20 protein-coding genes are annotated in these 22,294 nt (G+C 65.0%); 8 read left to right on the top strand and 12 right to left on the bottom strand.

Features of this window, described 5'->3' with window-relative positions:
• The first annotated feature begins 144 nt into the window (after positions 1–144).
• Positions 145–921: an alpha/beta fold hydrolase gene (locus D8W71_RS14190; protein ID WP_121114209.1), complete on the top strand. Its 777-nt coding sequence runs from the start codon at positions 145–147 to the stop codon at positions 919–921.
• Positions 922–1,227: an MGMT family protein gene (locus D8W71_RS14185; RefSeq protein WP_121114208.1), complete on the top strand. Its 306-nt coding sequence runs from the start codon at positions 922–924 to the stop codon at positions 1,225–1,227.
• On the opposite strand, the gene yczR is transcribed toward D8W71_RS14185, so the two are convergent.
• Positions 1,224–2,681 (bottom strand): MocR-like transcription factor YczR, encoded by a 1,458-nt coding sequence (gene yczR / locus D8W71_RS14180; protein WP_121114207.1) that lies wholly within the window; start codon positions 2,679–2,681, stop codon positions 1,224–1,226. The genes D8W71_RS14185 and yczR overlap by 4 nt on opposite strands.
• 210 nt (positions 2,682–2,891) lie before the next feature.
• On the opposite strand from yczR, the gene D8W71_RS14175 reads away from it, so the two are divergent.
• The gene (locus tag D8W71_RS14175) at positions 2,892–3,326 is read left to right on the top strand and encodes a PaaI family thioesterase (protein ID WP_121114206.1); all 435 of its coding nucleotides are present in this window, start codon (positions 2,892–2,894) and stop codon (positions 3,324–3,326) included.
• On the top strand, positions 3,323–5,080 hold the full coding sequence (locus tag D8W71_RS14170) for an NTP transferase domain-containing protein (protein WP_268959736.1): 1,758 nt from the start codon (positions 3,323–3,325) through the stop codon (positions 5,078–5,080). Before D8W71_RS14175 ends, D8W71_RS14170 begins: the two co-directional genes overlap by 4 nt.
• On the opposite strand, the gene D8W71_RS14165 is transcribed toward D8W71_RS14170, so the two are convergent.
• The 6 genes from D8W71_RS14165 to D8W71_RS14140 all read right to left on the bottom strand — a co-directional run bounded on the left by D8W71_RS14165 (position 5,037) and on the right by D8W71_RS14140 (position 12,919).
• Positions 5,037–5,774: a sirohydrochlorin chelatase gene (locus D8W71_RS14165; protein WP_442971971.1), complete on the bottom strand. Its 738-nt coding sequence runs from the start codon at positions 5,772–5,774 to the stop codon at positions 5,037–5,039. The genes D8W71_RS14170 and D8W71_RS14165 overlap by 44 nt on opposite strands.
• 1 nt (position 5,775) lies before the next feature.
• Positions 5,776–7,008 (bottom strand): uroporphyrinogen-III synthase, encoded by a 1,233-nt coding sequence (locus D8W71_RS14160; RefSeq protein WP_121114205.1) that lies wholly within the window; start codon positions 7,006–7,008, stop codon positions 5,776–5,778.
• On the bottom strand, positions 7,005–7,397 hold the full coding sequence (gene nirD, locus D8W71_RS14155) for a nitrite reductase small subunit NirD (protein ID WP_121114204.1): 393 nt from the start codon (positions 7,395–7,397) through the stop codon (positions 7,005–7,007). Before nirD ends, D8W71_RS14160 begins: the two co-directional genes overlap by 4 nt.
• A gap of 112 nt (positions 7,398–7,509) precedes the next feature.
• The gene (gene nirB, locus D8W71_RS14150; RefSeq protein WP_121114203.1) at positions 7,510–10,008 is read right to left on the bottom strand and encodes a nitrite reductase large subunit NirB; all 2,499 of its coding nucleotides are present in this window, start codon (positions 10,006–10,008) and stop codon (positions 7,510–7,512) included.
• A gap of 57 nt (positions 10,009–10,065) precedes the next feature.
• Positions 10,066–11,478, bottom strand: a complete 1,413-nt coding sequence (locus tag D8W71_RS14145) for a nitrate/nitrite transporter (protein WP_121119177.1) — start codon at positions 11,476–11,478, stop codon at positions 10,066–10,068.
• Positions 11,479–11,671: 193 nt separating this feature from the next.
• Positions 11,672–12,919, bottom strand: coding sequence for an MFS transporter (locus D8W71_RS14140; protein WP_236077431.1), 1,248 nt, complete (start codon positions 12,917–12,919; stop codon positions 11,672–11,674).
• Between the two features lie 79 nt (positions 12,920–12,998).
• Here D8W71_RS14140 and D8W71_RS14135 point away from each other — a divergent pair, with 79 nt between their 5' ends.
• The gene (locus D8W71_RS14135; protein ID WP_121114202.1) at positions 12,999–13,691 is read left to right on the top strand and encodes a FadR/GntR family transcriptional regulator; all 693 of its coding nucleotides are present in this window, start codon (positions 12,999–13,001) and stop codon (positions 13,689–13,691) included.
• Positions 13,692–13,718: 27 nt separating this feature from the next.
• On the opposite strand, the gene D8W71_RS14130 is transcribed toward D8W71_RS14135, so the two are convergent.
• The 3 genes from D8W71_RS14130 to D8W71_RS14120 are packed head-to-tail and all read right to left on the bottom strand — an operon-like array spanning position 13,719 to position 16,848.
• A complete protein-coding gene (locus D8W71_RS14130) occupies positions 13,719–14,573 on the bottom strand; it encodes a TIGR02569 family protein (protein WP_121114201.1) in 855 nt (284 codons plus the stop codon).
• Positions 14,574–14,618: 45 nt separating this feature from the next.
• Positions 14,619–15,794, bottom strand: coding sequence for an adenylyltransferase/sulfurtransferase MoeZ (gene moeZ, locus D8W71_RS14125; RefSeq protein ID WP_121114200.1), 1,176 nt, complete (start codon positions 15,792–15,794; stop codon positions 14,619–14,621).
• 34 nt (positions 15,795–15,828) lie between these two features.
• Positions 15,829–16,848, bottom strand: a complete 1,020-nt coding sequence (locus tag D8W71_RS14120) for a DUF3152 domain-containing protein (RefSeq protein ID WP_442972050.1) — start codon at positions 16,846–16,848, stop codon at positions 15,829–15,831.
• 392 nt (positions 16,849–17,240) lie between these two features.
• Here D8W71_RS14120 and D8W71_RS14115 point away from each other — a divergent pair, with 392 nt between their 5' ends.
• Positions 17,241–17,894, top strand: a complete 654-nt coding sequence (locus tag D8W71_RS14115) for a TetR/AcrR family transcriptional regulator (protein ID WP_121119173.1) — start codon at positions 17,241–17,243, stop codon at positions 17,892–17,894.
• Positions 17,895–18,002: 108 nt separating this feature from the next.
• On the opposite strand, the gene D8W71_RS14110 is transcribed toward D8W71_RS14115, so the two are convergent.
• Together D8W71_RS14110 and D8W71_RS14105 are read right to left on the bottom strand one after the other, a co-directional pair.
• Positions 18,003–18,230 carry a DUF3107 domain-containing protein gene (locus tag D8W71_RS14110; protein ID WP_201265065.1) on the bottom strand — a complete coding sequence of 76 codons (228 nt, stop codon included), beginning with the start codon at positions 18,228–18,230 and terminating at the stop codon, positions 18,003–18,005.
• Between the two features lie 108 nt (positions 18,231–18,338).
• Positions 18,339–19,058 (bottom strand): ferritin-like fold-containing protein, encoded by a 720-nt coding sequence (locus tag D8W71_RS14105; protein WP_236077430.1) that lies wholly within the window; start codon positions 19,056–19,058, stop codon positions 18,339–18,341.
• Between the two features lie 362 nt (positions 19,059–19,420).
• Between D8W71_RS14105 and D8W71_RS14100 the strand changes: the two genes are divergently transcribed.
• Both D8W71_RS14100 and D8W71_RS14095 read left to right on the top strand, forming a co-directional pair.
• The gene (locus D8W71_RS14100) at positions 19,421–21,040 is read left to right on the top strand and encodes a DEAD/DEAH box helicase (RefSeq protein WP_236077429.1); all 1,620 of its coding nucleotides are present in this window, start codon (positions 19,421–19,423) and stop codon (positions 21,038–21,040) included.
• 9 nt (positions 21,041–21,049) lie between these two features.
• On the top strand, positions 21,050–22,294 hold the full coding sequence (locus tag D8W71_RS14095) for an Rv3212 family protein (RefSeq protein ID WP_121114196.1): 1,245 nt from the start codon (positions 21,050–21,052) through the stop codon (positions 22,292–22,294).

The following is a 22,294-nucleotide window of genomic DNA, read 5'->3' as shown; positions in this document are numbered from 1 at the left end:
CACGACCCACCGACACTCCTGACTTCGTACAACGATTTTGTCAGTTCACAACGCCAATGTCGGTTGTAGGCAGGTATTCAGGTCGTAGGAACCAGTCGTACGGGCCTGATACTCGAATCGCGGGGATACGGCATAGTTGGACTCGTGCCAGAGCTGAAGCTACATACTTACGGTCCTGCCGACGGCCCCCAGGTCCTCGCTGTTCACGGAATGACGGGGCACGGCGCGCGCTGGGCCCACCTCGCCGAGAACCACCTCGCCGACGTGCGCGTGCTCGCCCCTGATCTCATCGGCCACGGACAGTCGCCGTGGACCCCGCCGTGGGACATCGCGGCTCAAGTCGAGGGACTGAAGTCGGTGCTCGACGCGAACGCCGCGGGACCCGTCGTCGTCGTCGGCCACTCCTACGGCGGGGCGCTCGCCGTGCACCTCGCGAAGTCGCACCCGGAGCTGGTCCGAGGCTTGCTCCTGCTCGACCCCGCGATCGAACTCGACGCAGGAGATCTGCTCGAAGTCGCAGGCCTGACAGCCAAGTATCCGGACTACACCGACGCAGCGGAAGCGAAGTCGGAGAAGGTGAACGGGGCGTGGGCGGACGTTCCGACCGAACTGCTCGAGGCAGAGGTCGCCGATCACCTGATCGAAACGGCGGACGGCCGTGTCGCGTGGCGTATCTCGACACCCGCCATCGTCGCATCATGGGGCGAGCTGGCACGTCCTCTCGTCGTGCCTCCGGCCGACGTCCCGACGATCGTGGTGCAGGCGATGCGCGTGCAACCGCCGTACGTCAGCGAGAGCTTTGCGGCGGCGCTGCACGACCGCCTCGGAGATCGACTGACGATGCTGGAGTTCGACTGCGATCACATGGTCGCCCAAGCCAAGCCCGTCGAGGTCGCCGAACTGGTGCGTCGGCTCCTGTAGATGGCCAAGATCACCGACGAGCAGGTCGAACGGGTCCGTGCGCTCGTCGCTTCGATCCCGGCCGGTCGCGCAAGCACGTACGGCGACATCGCCTCGGCAGCCGAGCTGTCCAGTCCTCGCATCGTTGGATGGATCATGCGTACCGACTCGGCCGACCTTCCCTGGCATCGTGTTGTGTCCGCGAGTGGGAAGCCGGCCGCACACCTGGCCACTCGTCAGCGCGAATTGTTGAGAGCGGAGGGGGTTCTCACACCCGACGGTCGCGTGAACCTCTCCGAGGTCCGCTTTTCGTTAGATCCGATCTAGACGACGAGTTCGGCCGGTTCGACGGGGTGCCCATCCCCCGCCGCCCCCGAGGATGTCTCGGCCAGTACGCGCACAGCCGCGGCGAGTTCCGACGCGGGCCTGGTGAACGGCAGCCGTAGCTTGTCGTCGAATGCGTATCCGGTACCGAACCGAGTGCCACCCGCGAGGAGCAGATTGCCCGTCGCCGCGCGACGAACCACGTCGTGCGAGGACATCCCTGCAGGCAGTGAACACCACAACGACAAGCCTCCTTCGGGTACGTGGAAGTTCCATTCGGGAAGTTCGGCGCGTACGTGCGAGACCAAGATGTCGCGCTGCCCTCGCAACCACTGCCTTCGCGCAACGAGAACGGCGTCGAATCGTTCGAGCAAGTGCACTGCTGTCGCCTGTTCGAGAATCGACACCGACAGCTGACGTCGCGCGTAGGTCCGCGCGAGTCGCGCAATCAGCTCTTTGTCCGATCGCACCCATCCCACCCGCAGTCCGCCCCACACGGACTTGCTCAGCGAACCGATCGAGATCGTCGCCGTCCCCGGCGTCGGGGCTCCGAAGGGTTCGTACGCGCCGGAATCGTCGAGCACGAGGTCCGCCGCGACCTCGTCGACAACTGTCAGAATCCCGTGGCGCGCCATCGTCGCCGACAATCTTCGGCGTCCCTCCACGCTCAGCCGCGCACCCGACGGATTCGAGAAGTCCGGCATGAGGTAGGCCAGAGTCGGTGCATTCTGGCGTGCCGACCGATCGGCGTCGTCGACGAAGGCGTCCGGGTCGGCCGCATCGATCGCGACCGGAATTGCTATGGCCCCTGCACTTTCCAGCCCCTCGATCGCACCGGGGTAGGTGGGGTGCTCGATGAGAACTCGATGACCAGGGCGCGCGAACGTCTGGAAGACCAGATGCGCTGCATCCCCCGCCCCGGATGTCACGACGATCTGATCCGGCGTGGTCGGCAGACCTCGCGCGGTGTAACGAGAGGCGATCGCAGTGCGCAGCGCGCGCGTGCCGGACGGCGCATAGCCGTGCCCCACGAGGGCCGCGCCGACCGTGGCAAGTGCACCTTCGAATGCCTCGGCGAGAAACGGTGATGCCTCGGGCGCGGCATTGACCAAGTCCAGCACGCCGGGTGATTCCGACCGCAGCATCGATCCCCACGACGTCTCCTCGGACGGCGACGAGACGAAGGTGCCCGCCCCATGCACTGCATCGGCCCATCCTTGCTCGCGCAACTCGCGATACGCAGAGGTGACGGTTACCCGGCTGACGTCCAAGGCAGTCGACAAGGCCCGCTCAGGCGGTAGCCGACTGCCGGCCGTGATGGACCCATCGGCGATGACACGACGGAGCGAATCGGCGATGGCCCGGTACAACGGCACACCGGTGGTCACCACCGGCCCCAGTAGCGCAGAGAGTGCCTTGGCGTCGATTTCGGCGGCGGGTCGGCGATCCTGTGACATCAGACCACTTTCCCACACAGGACTGAGAAATGGCGAACAAATGCAGTCCAATATAGGCGGATGTTGATTACAGGACTGATAGCTGCAGTCGGATTGGTCTCATTGGCCTGGCTACCATCGATCGTGCGTGGTGGAGGACGGTGCGGATCCTCGGGCCCGCCTCGTAGCCGTCGGGTACCGGACTGACACCACGCACTAACCTTGTCGGGTATGGACCTCGGACCGTTCGATCCCCGCCCCACCGCGAAGTACGCGCTGTCCAAGGCGAGTCCTTTCGTGGCGGCCGCGGGATTGGTCCTGGACGACGTGTCCGGCACGCGTGTGGTTGGCCACATCGAGTTGGACGAGCAGCACTTCACGCCATGGGGTGTGGTGCACGGCGGTGTCTACACCACCGCCGTCGAATCAGCAGCCAGCATCGGTGCAAGCGAGGCGGTCAAAGATCGTGGCGAGTTCGCAGTCGGCGTCCACAACGCGACGGACTTCCTGCGGGCGAGCAAGGGTGGGCGCGTCGATATCGTCGCAGAACCGTTGCAGCAAGGCCGTATTCAGCAGCTGTGGTTGGTGTCCATCACCGCAACCGACAGCGGCAAGGTCATCGCTCGGGGTCAGGTGCGCCTACAGAACGTGCCGCTCCCCACGTGAGAGAACACTGGGCCGAGCTCCGAATCGACGCGATCGTTCTCGCCGGCGGGTCGGCACGCCGGATGGGCGGAATCGACAAGCCCGCGCTGACCGTCGGCGGGACGAGCCTGGTACAGAAGGCAGTCGACGCCGTGTCGATGTCGCGCCGTGTAGTCGTCGTCGGCCCTCACCGCGGCGACCTTGCAACTCACATCGCACAGACACGCGAATCTCCCTCGGGGACAGGTCCGGTCGCGGCCATTTCGGCGGGTCTGAGCGCACTGCCGGACGCCGCCGCCGACATAGTGTTGATTCTCGCCGCCGACCTTCCTTTCGTCGATAGTCCTGCGGTCGAAACCCTCCTGTCGGAGCTGACATCGAACGATGCGGCATTCGCTGTCGACCGAAACGGAAGGGAACAATTTCTCTTCGGTGCCTGGAGGGGAGACACCCTTCGGCGACGTATCGCGGCCCTGTCCGATCCTGCAGGACTTGCGGTTCGATCCATCATTCCGGACGACTACGTCGTGATCGAGATCGACGGACTGGAGGATTGCGACACACCAGAAGACCTCGCTCGCGCCCGGGAATCGGCAGCCGCCTCACTTCCCGAAACCCCCATACCGACCGCCGAGCAGGCACGAGAGCTGGTCAGGCGTCGTATCGATCCTCTCGAACCGCGAACGATTCTTCCTGCCGCCGCACTCGGCTGCACTCTGAGCGACGCAATCATCGCCGCCGAACCCCTTCCACCCGTTGATATTTCCGCCATGGACGGATACGCGGTGCGAGGAGTCGGGCCGTGGACCGTACGCGAGGACGTTGCATACGCGGGAACGTCGTCGCACGTGGAGCTCGCACCGGGGGACGCGATGCGGATCGCCACCGGCGCCGCTGTCCCCACCGGCGCGAGCTCCGTGGTGCGCGACGAGCACGTCGCACGCGCGGGTGATGTCCTTTCTCTGCGCGATGACGCCCCCGCGCGCGACGACACCCGCCGAGCAGGAGCGGACTGGCAGGCAGGGACCGAACTGGTGCCACCGGGCACCAGCGTGTCGGCCGCGGTCGTGTCGGTTGCGCTGAGCGCCGAGGTCGCCGAGCTCGCCGTACGCGGGCCCGTCCGCGCACTACTTGTCGTCAGCGGCAACGAAATTCAACAGCACGGCCCGCTCGAACCCGGGCACACGAGAGACAGTATCGGCGCCGTTCTGCCGAACTACCTGGCGTCCTGTGGAGCTACCGTCGACCGCACCGAACATCTCCGGGACTCCCCTACCGCGTTCGCCGACCTCCTGGCGCGAACAGCCGACGTCGATGTCGTCGTCATCGTCGGCGCAACGGGACACGGCGCAGCCGACCAACTTCGGTCTGCACTTGTGCGCGCGGGCGCCGACATCGTCGTCCAGCGAACCCACGTCAGACCCGGCGGGTCGCAGATCACCGCAGTCCTGCCGAGCGGAACCATTGTCCTCGGGTTGCCGGGAAACCCACTCGCAGCAGTAGCAACCACGATGCTGATCACTCCGGCGATCGTCGACGCTCTGACGGCTCGACGCACGCCGCCGCCTCTGCTCGGCCAGCTGACACCCGACAGCTATCTCGACTCACCGGTCGGACGCATCGTGCCGGTACAGCGCGATGGAATGCAGTGGCGAGTGCACTCGAACGTGCACACCGCCCACCTGCTGAATCTCGTCGATCACGATGCGCTGGCGTTGATTCCGCCGAACGTCACACCCGGTGCGCCGGTCGAACTTCTGCCGCTGCCCCGCTGATCACGCGTACGCCGTCCTGGTAGCGCGACGCCACGAGATCGATGATCCGGGAGTGCAGGCCGAGCGGTTCGGCGACACCGTCACTTCCCGCATCCGCCAGGCGCGTATGGAACAGGCCGCGCGCCAACAGGTAGGACGCGACGAAGACAGTCCGATGGCCCTCGCGCCGCAGCTTTTCTACCGCGTCCGCAACCGAGGGGGTCGCGGTAGCGACGTAACCGATCCGAACGGCACCCCCGGTTACCTCCGCCAGCATGGCCGCCGCACGGCGATGCTCCGCCAGCGCGCGCCGGTCGGACGATCCCGCAGCTGCGAACACGACTGCATCACCCGGCGTCCACCCCGCCCCCACCAAGCGCTCGACCATCACCTGCGCGAATACCGGATCCGGACCGAGAGCTTTCGTCACGGTCACATCGGTGTGTTCGCTTTCCGTGACTTCCCGCGGCACGTCGGTGTGCACGTGGTAACCCGAGGCGAGAAACGCCGGTACGACGACAGCGGGTGTTTCGAGCTCGCGCAAGACTTCGGAGGGTGACGGCCCGAGGACGTCCACGAATGCCACGCGCGTCGATCCAACGCGGGCGCTGACGGATTCGGCGAGCGCCGCGATCATCTCCACACCTCGTGGATTGCGCGTGCCGTGGGCGACGAGAACGAGCGTCGGCTTCACGTCCATGGGATCGGTGTCCATGTCAGTACTTGCTCCCCTCGGGCAGATCGAATTCGGATGCGGACAACGGTGACGATGTATCGATTTCGTCGCACTCCTCCGCTACGTCCGTCGGCTCGACGGCGAGACGGTACCCGCGCTTGACGACGGTCTGCACCACTTTCGGCGCGCCGAGCGAGGAACGAAGTCTCGTCATCGCTGTCTCTACGGCGTGGGTGTCTCCTCCACCACCCGGCAGCGCTGCCAGAAGGTCGTCACGCGAGACGACCCTGCCCGGTCGGCTGGCCAACGTCTTGATCAGCGCCATTCCGGCCGGCGAGACGGGACGAACCTCACCGTCGACGACGACGCATCTACTGCGGACACTGAGCGCGTGCCCACCTGCATCCATGGGCCTCGACCGTCGCGGCAGCTCTTCCGCTATATGCCGCGCCAGCGCACCCAAGCGAGCGCGCGCAGGTTGAGTCGTCGGAACATTCAGCTGTTCTAACGGCGCAGCGGTCACGGGTCCGACGCACACCGGCAGCACCCGAGAGCGCATGGACTGCAGCACTGGTTCGAGCACTCCGTTCTCGTCGGCCCGCATGAGCAACGACGCCACCGCCGGGGCGCTGGTGAAGCTGATGGCATCGAGATCGCCTACGACGACTGCCTCGATCATGCGGTCCATGGGTGCACCGTCGTCCGGTGCAGTCCAGCGGTACACAGGCACGGGCACCACCTCCGCACCAGCATGGCGCAGCACCTCGCAGAAATCTGGTACGGGTTCCCATTCGGTTGTGGCGCCGTGCAATTGGACTGCAATTCGCTTGCCTTCGACGCCCTCGGCCAACAAATGCTCCAGCACTTCGGCAGAGGACTCGGACGCCGGACTCCATTCTTCGCGGAGATCGGCTGCTCGGATGGCACCCTTGGCTTTGGGACCACGCGCGAGAAGACGTGACGACGACAACGCCCTGGCCAGGTCCTCGGCCCGTCCCCATCCGTCCGCAGCCTCAACCCATCCCCGGAATCCGATTCCGGTAGTCGCAACGGTGATTTCGGGCGGACTCTCGATGATCGCGTCGGTGACGCGTTCCAGTTCGGCGTCGTCGGCCAGCGGGATGATGCGAATTGCGGGCGCGTGCATCACCGACGCGCCGCGCCGCACGAGAAGCGTGGCGAACTCCTCGGCCCGTCTCGACGCTGTGATTCCGACGGTGAATCCCGCTAGTGGCGTGTCTGCCCCGGCCCCGGCCCCGACCAGGTCGCTCACGTCGATTCGCCGCGCACGAACACGACCCCGTCGACGACCTTGGTCTGGAAGGACCCCACGCCCACCGTCTCGTCGTCGAGGCAGCGCCCGTCCACCAGGGAGAAGACCTGCTTGAGCAGAGGAGAGGCGACGGTGGGTTCGCCGCCGCGGTCGCCGACCAGACCCCGTGACATCACTGCTGCCCGACCGAACGGGTCGATGTTGCCGACTGCGTACGTGTCGCCACCTTCGAGCACGAACAGCGCAGCCTGTACACCGCCGCGCAGCAACACTGCGACCCCTCGGCCCGGCGTCAAGGAGTCGACGGTGCATGCCGCAGTCCATTCACGTGCTGTGCGGGTCGTGGCGGCGTGCGCGGTGGTGCCGGTGCGAGAATCGATGACAGTCATCTTGAAGTACCTCCTGGTGCTATTGCACGGTGCCGATGTTTCTGTGTCGTTAAGTGGCGATTACCCGGGTGTGCACATGCGGTCGGTTCCCGGCAGCCACGTGCGTCAGAGGTCAGGATCCGAACTTCGGCATGCCCATGAGCACGGGAACCTTGCGGTCGCCGCTCTCGTCGAACGCGATCGTCGGATCGGCTTCTTCCGGGGCGTTGACGAACGAGACGAACCGTCCGAGCTTGCTCTCGTCCTCCAGCACCCCGGCCCATTCGTCCTTGTAGCCGGCGACGTGGCGTTCCATGTCCGCTTCCAACTCTGCGCCGATTCCGAGACTGTCCTCGCACACGACGGCCTTCAGGTGCTCCAGCCCGCCGTCGAGCGAATCGAGCCAGGGTGCGGTGCGCTGCAACCGATCGGCGGTACGCACGTAGAACATGAGGTAGCGATCGATGTAACTCACGAGTGTCGAGTCGTCCAAATTGGAGGCCAGGAGTTGCGCGTGCTTGGGCGATTGTCCGCCGTTGCCGCCGACGTACAGGTTCCATCCACCCTCGGTGGCGATGACGCCGACGTCCTTGCCCCTGGCCTCGGCGCACTCACGGGCGCAACCGGACACTCCGAACTTGATCTTGTGCGGCGAGCGCAGACCGCGGTAACGGTTCTCGAGATCCACCGCCATCCCGACCGAGTCCTGCACACCGTAACGGCACCAGCTCGAACCGACACAACTCTTGACGGTACGCAGCGACTTGCCGTACGCCTGACCGGATTCCATGCCCGCGTCCACGAGCCGCTTCCAAATTGCAGGCAGCTGCTCGACGCGGGCACCGAACATGTCGATCCGCTGTCCACCGGTGACCTTGGTGTACAGCCCGTAGTCACGAGCGACCTCACCGATGACGATGAGCTGCTCCGGCGTGCACTCCCCTCCAGGCATCCGCGGCACGACCGAATACGTCCCGTTCTTCTGAATATTGGCGAGGAAGTGGTCGTTGGTGTCCTGCAGCGAAGCCTGTTCACCGTCGAGAATGTGATCCGAAGAGGTGGACGCGAGAATCGACGCGACGACCGGCTTGCAGATATCGCACCCACTGCCGGTGCCGTACTTGGCGATCAGCGAGGAAAAAGTACGGGTGTTCGTCGCACGGACGATCTCGAACAGTTCGGCACGTGACTGACCGAAGTGCTCGCACAATGCTTTCGACATCACGACGCCGGACGCTGCGAGAAGCGCTTTGATCGACGGGAGGCAGCCACCGCATGTCGTACCTGCGGTCGTGCAACTCTTCACCGACGCGACATCGCATGCGCCATCGTCGATTGCGCCGCAGATTGCGCCCTTGGTGACGCCGTTGCACGAGCAGATCTCCGCGTCGTCGGGCAGTGCACCGATGCCCACTTGCTCCGCGGCCGGGGATATCAGTGCCGCCGGATCACCGGGCAGTTCACGTCCCACCAGAGGACGCAGGAGTGAGTACGCAGTGGCGTCGCCGACGAGAATGCCGCCGAGCAGCGTCTTTGCGTCGTCCGATACGACGAGCTTGGCGTACGTCCCCTTCGGCGCATCACTGAACACGACTTCGAGAGCACCGGGGGTCGCAGCCATCGCGTCGCCGAAGCTGGCGACATCGACGCCCATGAGCTTGAGCTTGGTCGACATGTCAGCGCCAGGGAATTCGGCTGCGCCACCCAGCAACCGGTCGGCGACGACCTCGGCCGTGGAGTATCCCGGTGCGACCAACCCGTAGCAGCGGCCCTCGACCGCTGCGCACTCACCGATGGCGAAGACGGCTGGATCGGCTGTGCGGCAGCCGATGTCGACCATGATCCCGCCGCGCTCGCCCACGTCCAGCCCTGCCTCGCGGGCGAGTTGATCCTGTGGGCGAACTCCGGCCGAGAAGACCAGCAGGGCAGCATCGATGACACTGCCGTCCGACAATTCGACGGACAGCCCTGCGCCGTCGGTGTTCTCGGTGATGGACGACGTTCCGACGCCGGCGTGTACGTGCAATCCGAGGTCGGTGACCAGTCGCGCCAACAACGCGCCTCCGCCTTCGTCGACCTGAAGCGGCATCAGCCGAGGCGCGAATTCGACGACGTGCGGGGTCATTCCCATCTTCTTCAGCGCGTTGGCGGCTTCGAGACCGAGCAGACCGCCGCCGACGACGACTCCGACCGCGCCCGGACCTGCGGCGTCCGCACGGGCTCGGATCTTGTCCAGATCGTCGAGAGTCCTGTAGACGAAGCACTCAGGTCGGTCGTGACCGGGGATGGGGGGCACGAAAGGATAGGAGCCGGTGGCGAATACAAGCGCGTCGTAGTCGACGATGTCGCCACCGGATGTGGTGATCGTGCGGGCCGTCCGGTCCACACTGTCGGCCCGCACACCGATACGCATGTCGACGGCGTCGTCGCCCAGGTAGTCGTTGCCGGCGAGCGCGAGCTCCCGGTGGTCCCACGCTCCGACGTAGGACGAGAGCCCGACTCGGTCGTAGGCAGGGAGCGCCTCCTCGCACAGAACCGTCACCTTCCAGGCGCCGGCCTCGTCACGCGCCCGAAGCGCCTCGACGAACCTGTGACCGACCATTCCGTGACCTACGACCACCGCGTTCTTCATCTGACGGTTTCCTTCCCAAAATGTGTGCAGAGCAATGCTTGTGACACGAAACGTCCGTCAGACTGCGACCGAGGACTCGGTCTTCTCGTCAGCGATCACTCGGGGCTTGCGTAGGTAGACCGCGTATGTGAGCGCGCAGCAGACGACGTAGAAGGCGAGGAACACCCAGAAGGCCGTGGTGGCCGATTTCGCTTCACCCGAGTACGACGCCCGCAGAACCAGGTTGATGCCGACGCCACCGAGTGCGCCGATCGCACCTGCTATTCCGATGAGCGCACCGGACATTCTCCTGGACCAGTGCTGCTGCTGTTCGAGTGACATTCCCTGCAGCTCGGTCGATTTCGCGGCAAAAATGGCCGGGATCATCTTGTACACCGAACCGTTGCCGAGCCCCGACAACAGGAACAGCAGGATGAATCCGACGACGAACAGCGCCATCATCGTTCCGCTCGCTGCACCTGCGGTGTTGTCGTCCCACGTGCTGGCCGCAACGAGGATTCCGGTGGCGAACACCATCGCCACGAACGTGTACAGCGTGATCTTTCCGCCGCCGATCCTGTCGGCGAGCTTGCCACCGAACGGGCGAGAGATCGACCCGAGCAGCGGTCCGAGAAATGCAATCTGTGCGGCATGAAGCGATGCCTGAGCTTGCTGCGCCGCGGTTGCGGGAGCACCGTCGGTCAGCCCGGCGAGAAAGTTGATCTGCAAGACCTGGCCGAAGGCGAAGCTGAAGCCGATGAACGAGCCGAACGTGCCGATGTAGAGGAACGCGATCCACCACGAGTCCGCGAATTTCAGCACGTCGATCATGGAGCGACCGTTGGTCTTCTGGTTGTCGAGGTTGTCCATGAAGAGCGCGGCGCCGACAGCGGCGATCGCGATGAAGACCAGGTACACGGCGCAGACGAGCTCCGGTGCGGTGTTTCCGATCGTCGCGATGACGAGAAGTCCGATGAGCTGGATGACCGGCACACCGATGTTTCCACCGCCTGCGTTCAGGCCCAGAGCCCAGCCCTTCTCGCGTTGTGGGTAGAACGCATTGATGTTGGTCATCGACGACGCGAAGTTGCCGCCGCCGAGTCCCGCGAACGCAGCGACGATGATGTAGGTGGTGTACGACGCGGGATTCAGCATGAAGTACATCGTCAGCACGGTCGGGATCAACAGCACGAGTGCGCTGAAGATGGTCCAGTTGCGACCGCCGAACTTCGCCGTGGCGAAGGTGTACGGGATTCGCAGGATCGCACCGACCAGAGTCGGTACGGCGACGAGGAAGAACTTCCCTGCTGCATCGATGCCGTAGACCGATACGGGCATGAACAGCACCATCACCGACCAGATCGACCAGATCGAGAAACCGACGTGCTCGGCAACGACGGACCAGATGAGATTCCGTTTGGCGATCGCCTTACCGCCTGCTTCCCACGCCACGGTGTCCTCTGAGTTCCAGTGGCTGATGCGGTGCTTGATCGACACCGGGACCGTCCCCGGCGGGGTCGAAGTGGAAGCAGTCTCGGCTGATGGTGCCTCGGGAATGCTGGTCACGTGGGCCTCCTGATCGGGTGGGAGACCCAAAGATAGGAAAGCCATGTTGCGCGGGCGATGCCCGCGGTGACCCTAGGATTAACTATCTCTCACGTGGCCGCGTCGACCGAAGTGAGGGCTACCAGGTGTCTTCGAGCATGCGAGGCCTGCAGCACAGGTAGCCGGCGACGAGAAGCACACCGACACATCCGGTCAGCACGAGCATGGGCACGCCCCAGCCGCCCGACACAGTGTGCAGCAAACCGAACGACAACGGGCCCGTCGCCGACACGACGTATCCGAGACCCTGCGTGAACCCCGACAAGCCCGAGGACCCAGCGGGGGTCCTCGTGCGAAGGTTGATGAGTGTCAACGACATCGGGAAGGTCATCGTGCCGAGTCCGATAAGGCAGACCCAGGCGACGGTACCGCTGGTCGGTGAGAAGTGCAGGCCAGCAAAGCCGATCAGATAGCAGACCACCGCTCCGAGGACGAGGCCGTACGGGTTCGCCCAACGTGCGCACAACGACGGCGTCACCAGCGAAGAGATCAGTCCCATCGCTCCGAAGGCCGCCACCGACGCCCCCGCCGCTGCTTCGCTGATGCCGGCGTCGGTCAGGATTGTCGGAAGCCAGGTCAACATCGAGTACGTGATGAACGACGTCATGGCGAACATGCCCGCCATTCCCCAGGCCAGGGACGAACGCCAGATCCGACCCGTAGCCTCGGGCTGCACTACCGAGCTGCCTTCTTCACCGGACGCGTCGGCTCTGTCGTGTCCCCGCCGCGCCAGCACGACGCCGAGCCACGGCAACGCGGCCGCCACCCCGACGACTGCCCAGACGCCGATCGAGACGCGCCATCCGTGCGCCTCCGCCAACGGAACGGCAAGAAGCGGAGGAACCAAGGTGCCGACCTGCAACACGCAGATGTAGATGGTGCTGACGATCGCCAGCCGGTCGGAGAAGTAGCGCTTCACCAGTGGCGGGATCACGACGTTGCCGATTCCCATGCCCGCCAACGCGATCGCGGACAGCAGTAGAAGCGACACCGTCCCTGGAGCGAAAGCGCGGGCTCCCATCCCGAGAGTCGTCATGATCATCGCGATCAACGCTGCTCGTTCGAGACCCGTTCTCTTGGCAATGACCGGCGTGAGCAGGCCGAACACCGCGAACATGGCCGGGGGCAGCATGCCGACGATGCCGATGACGGTCGAGCCGAAGTGAAGGTCTGCGCCGACGCGGCCGAAAAGTGGGCTGATGGATGTGACCGCGGCTCGCAACGTAAGCGCAGAGAGCACGATCGCAGTGAACACGAGCAGGCGTCCCCGCAGCAGAGTCGATGCGTTCTCGCGCTCGTCCGTCTCGTTCTTCGCAGCAACACTCACCGCAAAATCATAGGATGACCGGATCATCTGGCGCAAAGCACTAAAATCGCCGACGACCATCAGAGCACGGGAGTTCACGATGCAACACGTTCAACGTTCCAGCCTGATCACCCAGGTGACGGCGCAACTTCGCGAGGAGATTGTCACCGAACGATGGCCCGTCGGCACGCGGATTCCTACCGAGACCGAGCTCTGTGCGCTTACCGGAACGGGCAGGAACACCGTGCGTGAGGCCGTTCAGGCGCTGGTTCACGCCGGAATGGTCGAACGACGCCAAGGCTCGGGGACATTCGTCATGGCCACGTCCGACCTCGGCGGGACGCTCGGCAAGTACTTCGCCGACGCACAGGACCGCGACGTGACCGAACTACGACGCGCCCTCGAAGTCACCGCCGCCGCACTCGCGGCCGATCGCCGAGACGCCGAGGACATTCGCGTGCTGAGCGAGAAGCTCACAGCGCGAAACGCCGCATGGGCTACCGACGACATCGACGGCGCCATCGCCGTCGACGCCGCGTTTCATCGCGCGATCGTCGCAGCCAGTCACAACGCCATCTACCTCGAGTTCTACGACTCTCTGGTGCCGATCATCCGCTCGACCATGCACCACCACGTGACCGCACACGGGAACGATTACGACGAGGAACACGCGGCCGTGGTCGACGCAATCATTCGTGGCGATGCCGAGGCAGCCCGAGTCACTTCGCTGGCCTTCTTCGCCGAACTCGGCGCCACCGAACCGGCCCCTGCTCCGGCGCCGACCGACCTGTAGCCCACCTGGCAGGCGCAGTCGACGGTGCTAGAGAAGGAGCCGTACGAGGTCGGCCGTCCGCGCCAAGCCGGGAAACGCCTCCGGCGTCGACCGCGGGTGGAGTGCGTGAACCGAGAAACGGAAGATCAAGGCACGCAACAACATCTGCGGCCATTCCGGTAGGTCCTCCCACCGCCCGATCAGCGCATCGTCAGCGCCTCCCCACGAAATGGCATCGACGACGGTCACCGCCGCCGCCCAGGACGCCGGACGCCAATACGGTGCAATGTCGGTGATGCCCGGCGCCTCGCTACCGTCGAACAGGACGGTGCCGAACAAGTCACCGTGCACCAGCTGATCCGTCGATTGCACCGGCTTACGCAGGCTGGCGAGCTGTTTGACCAGTTCGAGACTCTGCTTGCCGTCGACCGACGTCACCTCGGGCGCGCCCGCCGCTCGAGCCGCTCGAAGAGGCGTCGCCTCCCACGCTGCGCGATCAGCGGCGACGAACACGTCGGCGTCCGCCCACGGCGCGACCGGCGGCGCCGCGAGGAAGCGTGGACGCTCCAACCCCGCCGTCGCTGCGTGAAGTCGAACCGACAGCGATACGACTTCGTCGTGCCGGGGTTCGGGTGAACCGAAGATGAACGTGTCCGCGCGCCAACTACTGACGACGTATCGGCCGTCCGTCGATCGCACGGGTCTGGCCAGACGGACACCGTCGACGGCCAACGATTCGCGTACCTTCGCCGACCAGGCAGCACGCGCGTGGTCCGCGACCGGCGACAGGACGACGTCGCCGAGTCGCCACCCACCGTCCCAGTCCGCGCCGAGCGGAACCGGAGGTACGTCGCGCAGCCCGAACGTGGAGATCACGTGTTGAGGGGGTTCCACTGAGCTCACAGCCGCCACGCTACCGCCGAGCGCGCACGGGTGGCCGCAGGCGCGCTAGTACATCGGGAGCGACGGATCCACCTGTTTCGCCCACGCGACGATCCCGCCCTGCAAGTGAACCGCGTCCGAGAACCCCGCAGCATGGACCAGGGCTAGCACTTCGGCGGACCGGATGCCGGTCTTGCAGTGCAGCACAATGCGGCGATCGGAAGGCAGGTCGACCATGGCCTCGCCGGATAGAAATCGCCCCTTCGGAACGAGTGTGGCCCCGTCGATTCGCGCGATGTCCCATTCGACGGGTTCACGAACGTCGATCAGAGCAACCTCCTCGGGACCTTTCAACAATGCTGCGAGCTCGGCCGGGGTGATCGTCGATCCCTCGGCCGCAGCAACTCCGTCCTCCGAGACGACTCCGCAGAACGCGTCGTAGTCGATCAGTTCGGTCACCGGGATGCGATCGGGATCACGCCCCACCTTGATGGTCCGGTAGGACATGGCCAGGGCGTCGTAGACCAGGAGTCGGCCCAGCAGGGTGTCACCGATTCCGGTGATCAACTTGATCGCTTCGGTGACCATGACCGAACCGATCGACGCGCACAACACGCCGAGCACACCGCCTTCGGCGCACGACGGCACCATGCCGGGCGGTGGGGCCTCGGGATACAGGTCGCGGTAGTTGAGGCCGACCCCTCCCGGCGCGTCCTCCCAGAACACCGAGACCTGGCCCTCGAAACGGTAGATCGAACCCCACACGTACGGCTTCCCTGCCAACACCGCGGCGTCGTTGACCAGGTACCGGGTGGCGAAGTTGTCCGTCCCGTCCAGAATCAGGTCGTACTGCGCGAACAGAGCCACCGCGTTGTCGCGGTCGAGTCTGGTTTCGTGGAGGCGGACGTCGACACCGTCGTTGACCTCCCTGATCGAATCACGAGCGCTGGCCGCCTTGGACCGACCGACGTCGCTCCGTCCGTGAATGATCTGGCGCTGAAGGTTGGACAGTTCGACATCGTCGAATTCGACGATTCCGAGTGTCCCGACACCCGCCGCAGCGAGGTAGAGCAAAGCGGGAGAACCCAGTCCCCCGGCTCCGATGACGAGAACCTTCGCTGCACGCAGTCGACGTTGGCCGACGGTTCCCACAGCGGGAATGATGAGGTGCCTGCTGTACCGCGCGACCTCGTCGTACGACAGCGGGCCCGACGGTTCCACCAACGGCGGCAGCACGGTCATGGAGGTTTCGCACCTTTCCTCGACTGCTAAGCGATCAGCTACGAGGGTACGGCCACGGATTGAACCTGCATGTCTTGCCGTCCATCGGTACCACCCCTTCGGGATCGAGGCGGGCGATGTCGTCGTTCGACGTGCCGAAGGTCTGCTGCATCATGACGGGCGCAAGTCCGCCCTCGGTCTCGCACGGCTGGTGTTGCTGATACCCGATCGCGTGGCCGACCTCGTGATTGATCTGATACTGACGGTAGGACCCGATGTCGCCTTGGAACGCGATCGCACCCCGGACCCATCGGGGCTCGTTGAGGACGACTCGACCGATCCCGGGGTTGTAACAGGACACTTCGAGTTGAATGTCGTATCCGCAGGCCTGGCGAATACTCATCTGGGAAGTCAGCGAGATTCGGAAGTCCGGTTCGCCCTGATCGATGCGTCGGAATGCGAATCGTGGATCGTTGGTCCAGCTCTTCGGGTTGCCGAGCGTCTGATCGACCAATCGACCGAAGGATTCGTCACCGCCGAACCCGACGGTGTCGACACCGTCCTCCACTTCGACGGTGTACGTGAACACCCGCTCTGTTCCCTGCCCTACCTGCTCGGTGGACCCAGGGACCGAATGCCAGGTACCAGCGCCCTGCACCGCGAACGAACCACCGTCCGGCAATTCGCCCGAAGGTACCGACTCGGCGAAATTGCCGTCGGCGGCGGGAGGTACCCCGATCACACCGGTCGTGTCGGATGTACTCGGGCTCAGGGCCCCGAAACCGGGATCGGCAGGCTGCGAATCGACGGCCGCGGCCGGAGTGGACGGATCACCGGTTCTCACCGCGTCGAACACCACGAGAGAAGTCACCACGAGCAGGATCGGAATCGCGTAGGCACGCCAGCCGTACACGGAGGTGAACTTGCCCAGCTTGGATTGTTTTCGCACCTGCCGGTCAGGGCGCGGCGAGCGCGTCCGACGGGATTCGCTGCGCTCCGTCGGATCCCACTGCGCACGAAGAGGTTGGTGCGATCCGCGGCCGCCGACTCCGCGCGGCAGATCCTCGGGCGGCAGATCCCCAGGCGCACCGTCGTCGAAGCCGTATCCGTAACCACTGTCCGCGTATTCACTCGCGTCCGACCATGCCCTTCCGCTGCGCCGCGGCCCGCCTCGGTCAGTCACCCCGCCAGAATCTCACAGTCGATTCGATACGCCCGTCGCCGCGCCGATGTTTGTGTCTTGAAACAAACCAGGGGACGGCAATCGCCGCCCGACAGCGGCATAGCTCGAACCGAACTGGTACCCCTCACGGACACAGGCGCCCCGCCATCCCATCTCCGCCAGGCGCGGCAGGTATCGTTGCTCTTCGATCTGCACTACAGATGCCTGACGGCTATTTCGGCAGCACATTGCCGTCCAGGTTCCCGACAACGGGTGCAGTGACGATGCGGATGGGAACTACCACAATGACAGATCTTGCAGATCGGATGTCCTCGGACCGTCCGGCCTCACCGGCGAACCGTCGCAGCGCACGTCTGCCACGTGATGCCCGACGGGCGCAGCTCCTTGCCGCTGCCAGCGAGGTGTTCGTGAACCGCGGCTACCACGCGTCCGGCATGGACGAAATCGCCGAATGCGCCGGCGTCAGCAAGCCGGTTCTCTACCAGCACTTCCCCGGAAAACTCGAGTTGTACCTGGCGGTCCTTCAAAGCTACGTCGACACCCTGATCTCCGGTGTCCGCCAAGCTCTGCGCTCGACGACCGACAACCGCAAGCGTGTACGTGCAGCAGTCCTCGCGTTCTACGATTTCGTCGACACCGACACCCAAGGGTTTCGCCTGGTGTTCGAATCGGACCTCATGGGCGACCCGCAGGTGAACGCCCGCGTCGAGCAAGCAACCGAAGCGTGCGTCGACGCCGTGTTCGACCTCGTCGCCCACGACTCGGGACTCGATCCGTACCGCGCCCGCGTTCTGGCCGTCGGCCTGGTCGGTGCCAGCCAGTTCACCGCACGCTACTGGTTGAGCGCAGACCGGCCGATCTCCAAGGAAGATGCCGTCGACACGACGGTCTCGCTCGCGTGGGGCGGACTTTCGCACGTTCCCCTTCAGGCACCCTGAGCGCAACATTCACGCGAATGGCCCCGTATCGAACAATTCGATACGGGGCCATTCGTCTGTAGTTCCGCGGTACGCGAGACTGCGCGGGGTCGCACCCCCGCCGCCGGGTCAGGCGGTGGCGAAGCCGACCTTGCGTGCATCGGCCGGGCCGATCTCCACGTACGACACCTTGGCCGACTGAACGAGGTACTTGCGGCCCTTGTCGTCGACGAGGGAGAGTACGTCCTTCTTGCCCGCGAGCGCCTCGGCCACCAGGGTCTCGACCTCCTCGGGAGACTGCGCACTGTTCACCACGAGCTCACGAGAGCTTTCCGACACACCGATCTTGACCTCCACGGCCAACCTCCGAACTCATAGATTGAACTTTTGCTGCTCCGCCCAGGCTAGTGCAGTGAGCGACCGCCGGGTGCGTCCCAGGGTGTGCTGTCAGCGAACACCGCGCTCTCACACCAACCCGAGAACTCGCATCCGCTCCGCGTGCTGCTCCTGCATTCGATCGAACAACGCAGCAACACCATTGAGATCGCCCGACGCGCTGATGACCAAATCGGTCAGGCTCTCGCGCTGAGCGAGGACGTACTGCGCCTGCGTAATCGCCTCACCCAGGAGGCGGCGGCCCCACAGCATCAGACGGGCCTTGTCCTGCGTGCTCGCGCCGACCCGGGTGGACACCTCGTGTACGACGAATTCCGAGTGGCCGGTCTCGGCGAGAACCTCGCGGACCGTCGCGGCGACGGCCGGATCGAGCGTGTGCGCGATCTCGCGATAGAAATCGGCGGCCAAACCGTCGCCGACGTACGCTTTGACCAGCACTTCCAGCCACGTCGACGGATTCGTCGACGCGTGGTAGTCGTCGAGTGCTCGGACGAACGGGTCCATGGCCGAATACACGTCGACATCGCGATCGGACAGTGCACCGACCAGGGTTTCGAAGTGGTTCATCTCGGCGGCGGCCATACTCGCCAGAGCAACTCGGCCCTGCATGGACGGCGCCGACTTCGCGTCCTCGGCGAGCCGGTAGAACGCTGAGATCTCGCCGTACGCGAGCACCGCGTACAACTCGGACACCCCGGGATGGTCGAACGGAATGCGCACTTCGCCGCCACCGTTCGGGTCGAGTGTCGGCGCATCTTCGGTGAACGATTCCGGCGAGTGGGCTCCCATGGGTGTCGATCGTAGTCTCGCTCGTGGCACCCGCGCGCCGCCGAAGCGGGTGCGAGAATTCTCACGCCGCTGAGGACGCCGACACCACCGCGTCCGAGTAGCGATACGTGCTTTGAGCGCTCGGCGAGCTATCATGGTGGTCGGATCACCGCCCGGACCGATTAGACGGACCGAACATTTCGACAACGGTGATCCGACTGACAATGTGTGCGCACCTGATCCGGGTCGCTACGACTGCTTCGCCGACTGTCGAGTACCACCCGTTCCACCGACACGGCTGAGGCTCGATGCGATATCACAGCCGGGATCGAGGGCATCGACTTCGGCCGGCAATAGGCCTGTGTCCTTCCTTGTGCGTACGTGTGAACACGAGGAAGGCCAGAACACTGAGCAAAATAGTTATCGACCAAGAGCCCGAGACCGGCGACACCACGCTGTCCGCACAGCTCGACGACACTCACGTGCCCCCCACGTTCGCCGAACTGGGCGTGCGCGAGGACATCGTCCGCTCCCTGAAGGACATCGGGATCGAGCGAACCTTCGCCATCCAGGAGCTGACCCTTCCGCTCGCGCTTGCCGGCGACGATCTCATTGGCCAGGCACGCACGGGTATGGGCAAGACCTTCGGTTTCGGCGTTCCCCTGCTCCATCGAATCTCCACCACCGACTCCGGCACAACGACGCTGGACGGCACACCTCGCGCGCTGATCATCGTGCCGACTCGCGAGCTGTGCGTACAGGTGAGCTCCGACCTCGCAAACGCTTCGAAGCACCTCAAGTCGAACGGCACGCCGGTCAAGGTCCTGTCGATCTACGGGGGCCGTCCGTACGAGGCCCAGATCAGTGCCTTGCAGAACGGCGTCGACGTGGTCGTCGGTACTCCGGGTCGCCTGCTCGACCTGGCCAAGCAGGGCCATCTGATCCTCGGCAAGATCGGCGTCCTCGTTCTCGACGAGGCCGACGAGATGCTCGATCTGGGTTTCCTCCCGGACATCGAGCGAATTCTCGGCATGGTGCCCGCGAAACGACAGACGATGCTGTTCTCGGCGACGATGCCGGGGCCGATCATCACGCTCGCGCGTACGTTCCTCACCCAGCCGACGCACATTCGCGCCGAAGAGGCCGAGTCCTCCGCAGTGCACGACCGCACCGCCCAGCACATCTACCGCGCACATGCGCTCGACAAAGTCGAGCTGGTGTCGAAGGTGCTCCAAGCCAACGGCCGCGGAGCAACGATGATCTTCACGCGCACCAAGCGCACAGCGCAGAAGGTCGCCGACGAATTGCTCGAACGGGGATTCGCGGTCGGCGCAGTGCACGGTGACCTCGGTCAGATCCAGCGTGAGAAAGCACTGAAGAAGTTCCGCACCGGTGGAATCGACGTACTGGTCGCCACCGATGTGGCCGCACGAGGTATCGACATCGACGATGTCACTCACGTCATCAACTACCAGTGCCCCGAGGACGAGAAGACCTACGTGCACCGCATCGGTCGTACCGGCCGCGCTGGACGCACCGGCATCGCGGTCACACTGGTGGACTGGGACGACATGCCTCGCTGGCAGCTGATCGACAAAGCTCTCGGTCTCGCACTTGCCGAACCGATCGAGACCTACTCGAGTTCACCGCATCTCTTCGCCGAGCTCGACATCCCCGTCGGCGTCTCCGGTTCCGTGAAGAAGGCACCCGAAAAGTCCGCAGAACCGGCACCCTCGGTAGCCACGTCCACCGACGATGCGCCGGCGGACTCCTCGGACACGCCGTCCAAGCCTCGTCGAACCCGTTCACGTCGACGCACTCGTGCAGGAGAGGCTCCAACCGGTCAGGCGGACGGCGGCGCGGAAACATCTGCCGCGCCCGACCGCACGGCAACGCCCGCTCCGGACGCCTCGGGCTCGGACACTGCTGCCGCAACTCCTCGGCGTCGCCGCCGGCGTCGCTCGCCCGCGGCCGCATCCTCCGGTCAGCCGAGCGCCGAGTAACCTTTTCTCGTGCTTGCACCCGAACGTCGCCGACGGTCGGACCTCGTCGCCGCGGCAACCCTTGTGGTCGTCGCGGCGCTCGTACTTTCGGTGATCTGGTTCTTCAGCGATGCACGAGGGACGACATCCGAACCCGCGCAGGCGCCACTCCCCCAGGCCGCTACGGCCTCGGCCGTTCCCGACACGCTGTCGGAGCTGTGGCGCGAGCCCAGCCCAGCCACCTCGACGCCCGTGGTGACCGGAAGCACTGCGGTCACCGGTGACGGCGGAAGTGTCGCCGGCATCGATCCGCTCACCGGGGAGACGGTGTGGAGCTATCGCCGAGACGTTCCCCTGTGCGGGCTCACGAGTGCGTGGAACACCGTAGTGGCGGTCTTCACCGACGACCGCGGATGTTCCCAGGTCACCGAGCTCGACGGTGCGAGCGGCACCCGCAAGGCGCAGCGAACCTCGGACGCCGACCCTGCGGTCACACTTGCGGACGACGGAACGTATGTAACCTCGCGCGGCGACACACGTCTGGAGCTCTGGCGTTCGGACCTGGTGCGCACGCTCGAGTACGGCCGTGTCGACGCCCCGGTCAATCCGAACAGCCAGCCGCGGACGGGGTGCACGCTGCTGTCCTCTGCATCCAACAGTTCACGGCTCGCTGTCCTGGAGAAGTGCCCTGGCGAGTCCGCTGCCCGGCTGACCACTCTGAACCCGGCTCCGAAGGACGCTGGGGAACCCGAAGAGTACGGATCGAGTGTCGTGGCAGCGTTGATCGGATCGGACGGTCCAATCGAGGGCGCATCGATCCTCGTTGCCTCGGGAGATCGCGTCGCAGTGGCAATCCCCGAGCATTCAGGACTCCCCGCGCGAGTGGCGGTATTCGACGGCAACGCTCAGCCACTGTCCGACTTCGAACTGCCGAACGGATCGACGACCGACTTCGCCCCAGCCCTGTCACCTGTGGTGACGAAGGCCGCGAACGTATTCAGTTGGTGGACCGGTTCGAGTGCTGTGGCGCTCGGGTTGACCGATCTCGCGCCGCAATGGACGCTACCCGGCGCGCTCGGACCGGGCACCCTGATGGCGGGACGGCTACTGGTCCCGGTGCCGGACGGAATCGCCGTGATCGACCTGGCGACAGGAACTCCCGAGAGAACGATCGCCGTCGATCGCGACGGCTACGTAGGACCTGTCGGCACCTCGGTGGTCGGTGATGTCGTGCTGGAGCAACGTGGAAGCGACATCATCGCCCTGTCCGGCTGA

It is taken from the genome of Rhodococcus sp. P1Y (assembly GCF_003641205.1).
GTDB lineage: Bacteria > Actinomycetota > Actinomycetes > Mycobacteriales > Mycobacteriaceae > Rhodococcoides.
The sequence above is the reverse complement of the archived record's forward strand: the minus strand, read 5'-3'. Positions and strand labels throughout refer to the sequence as shown.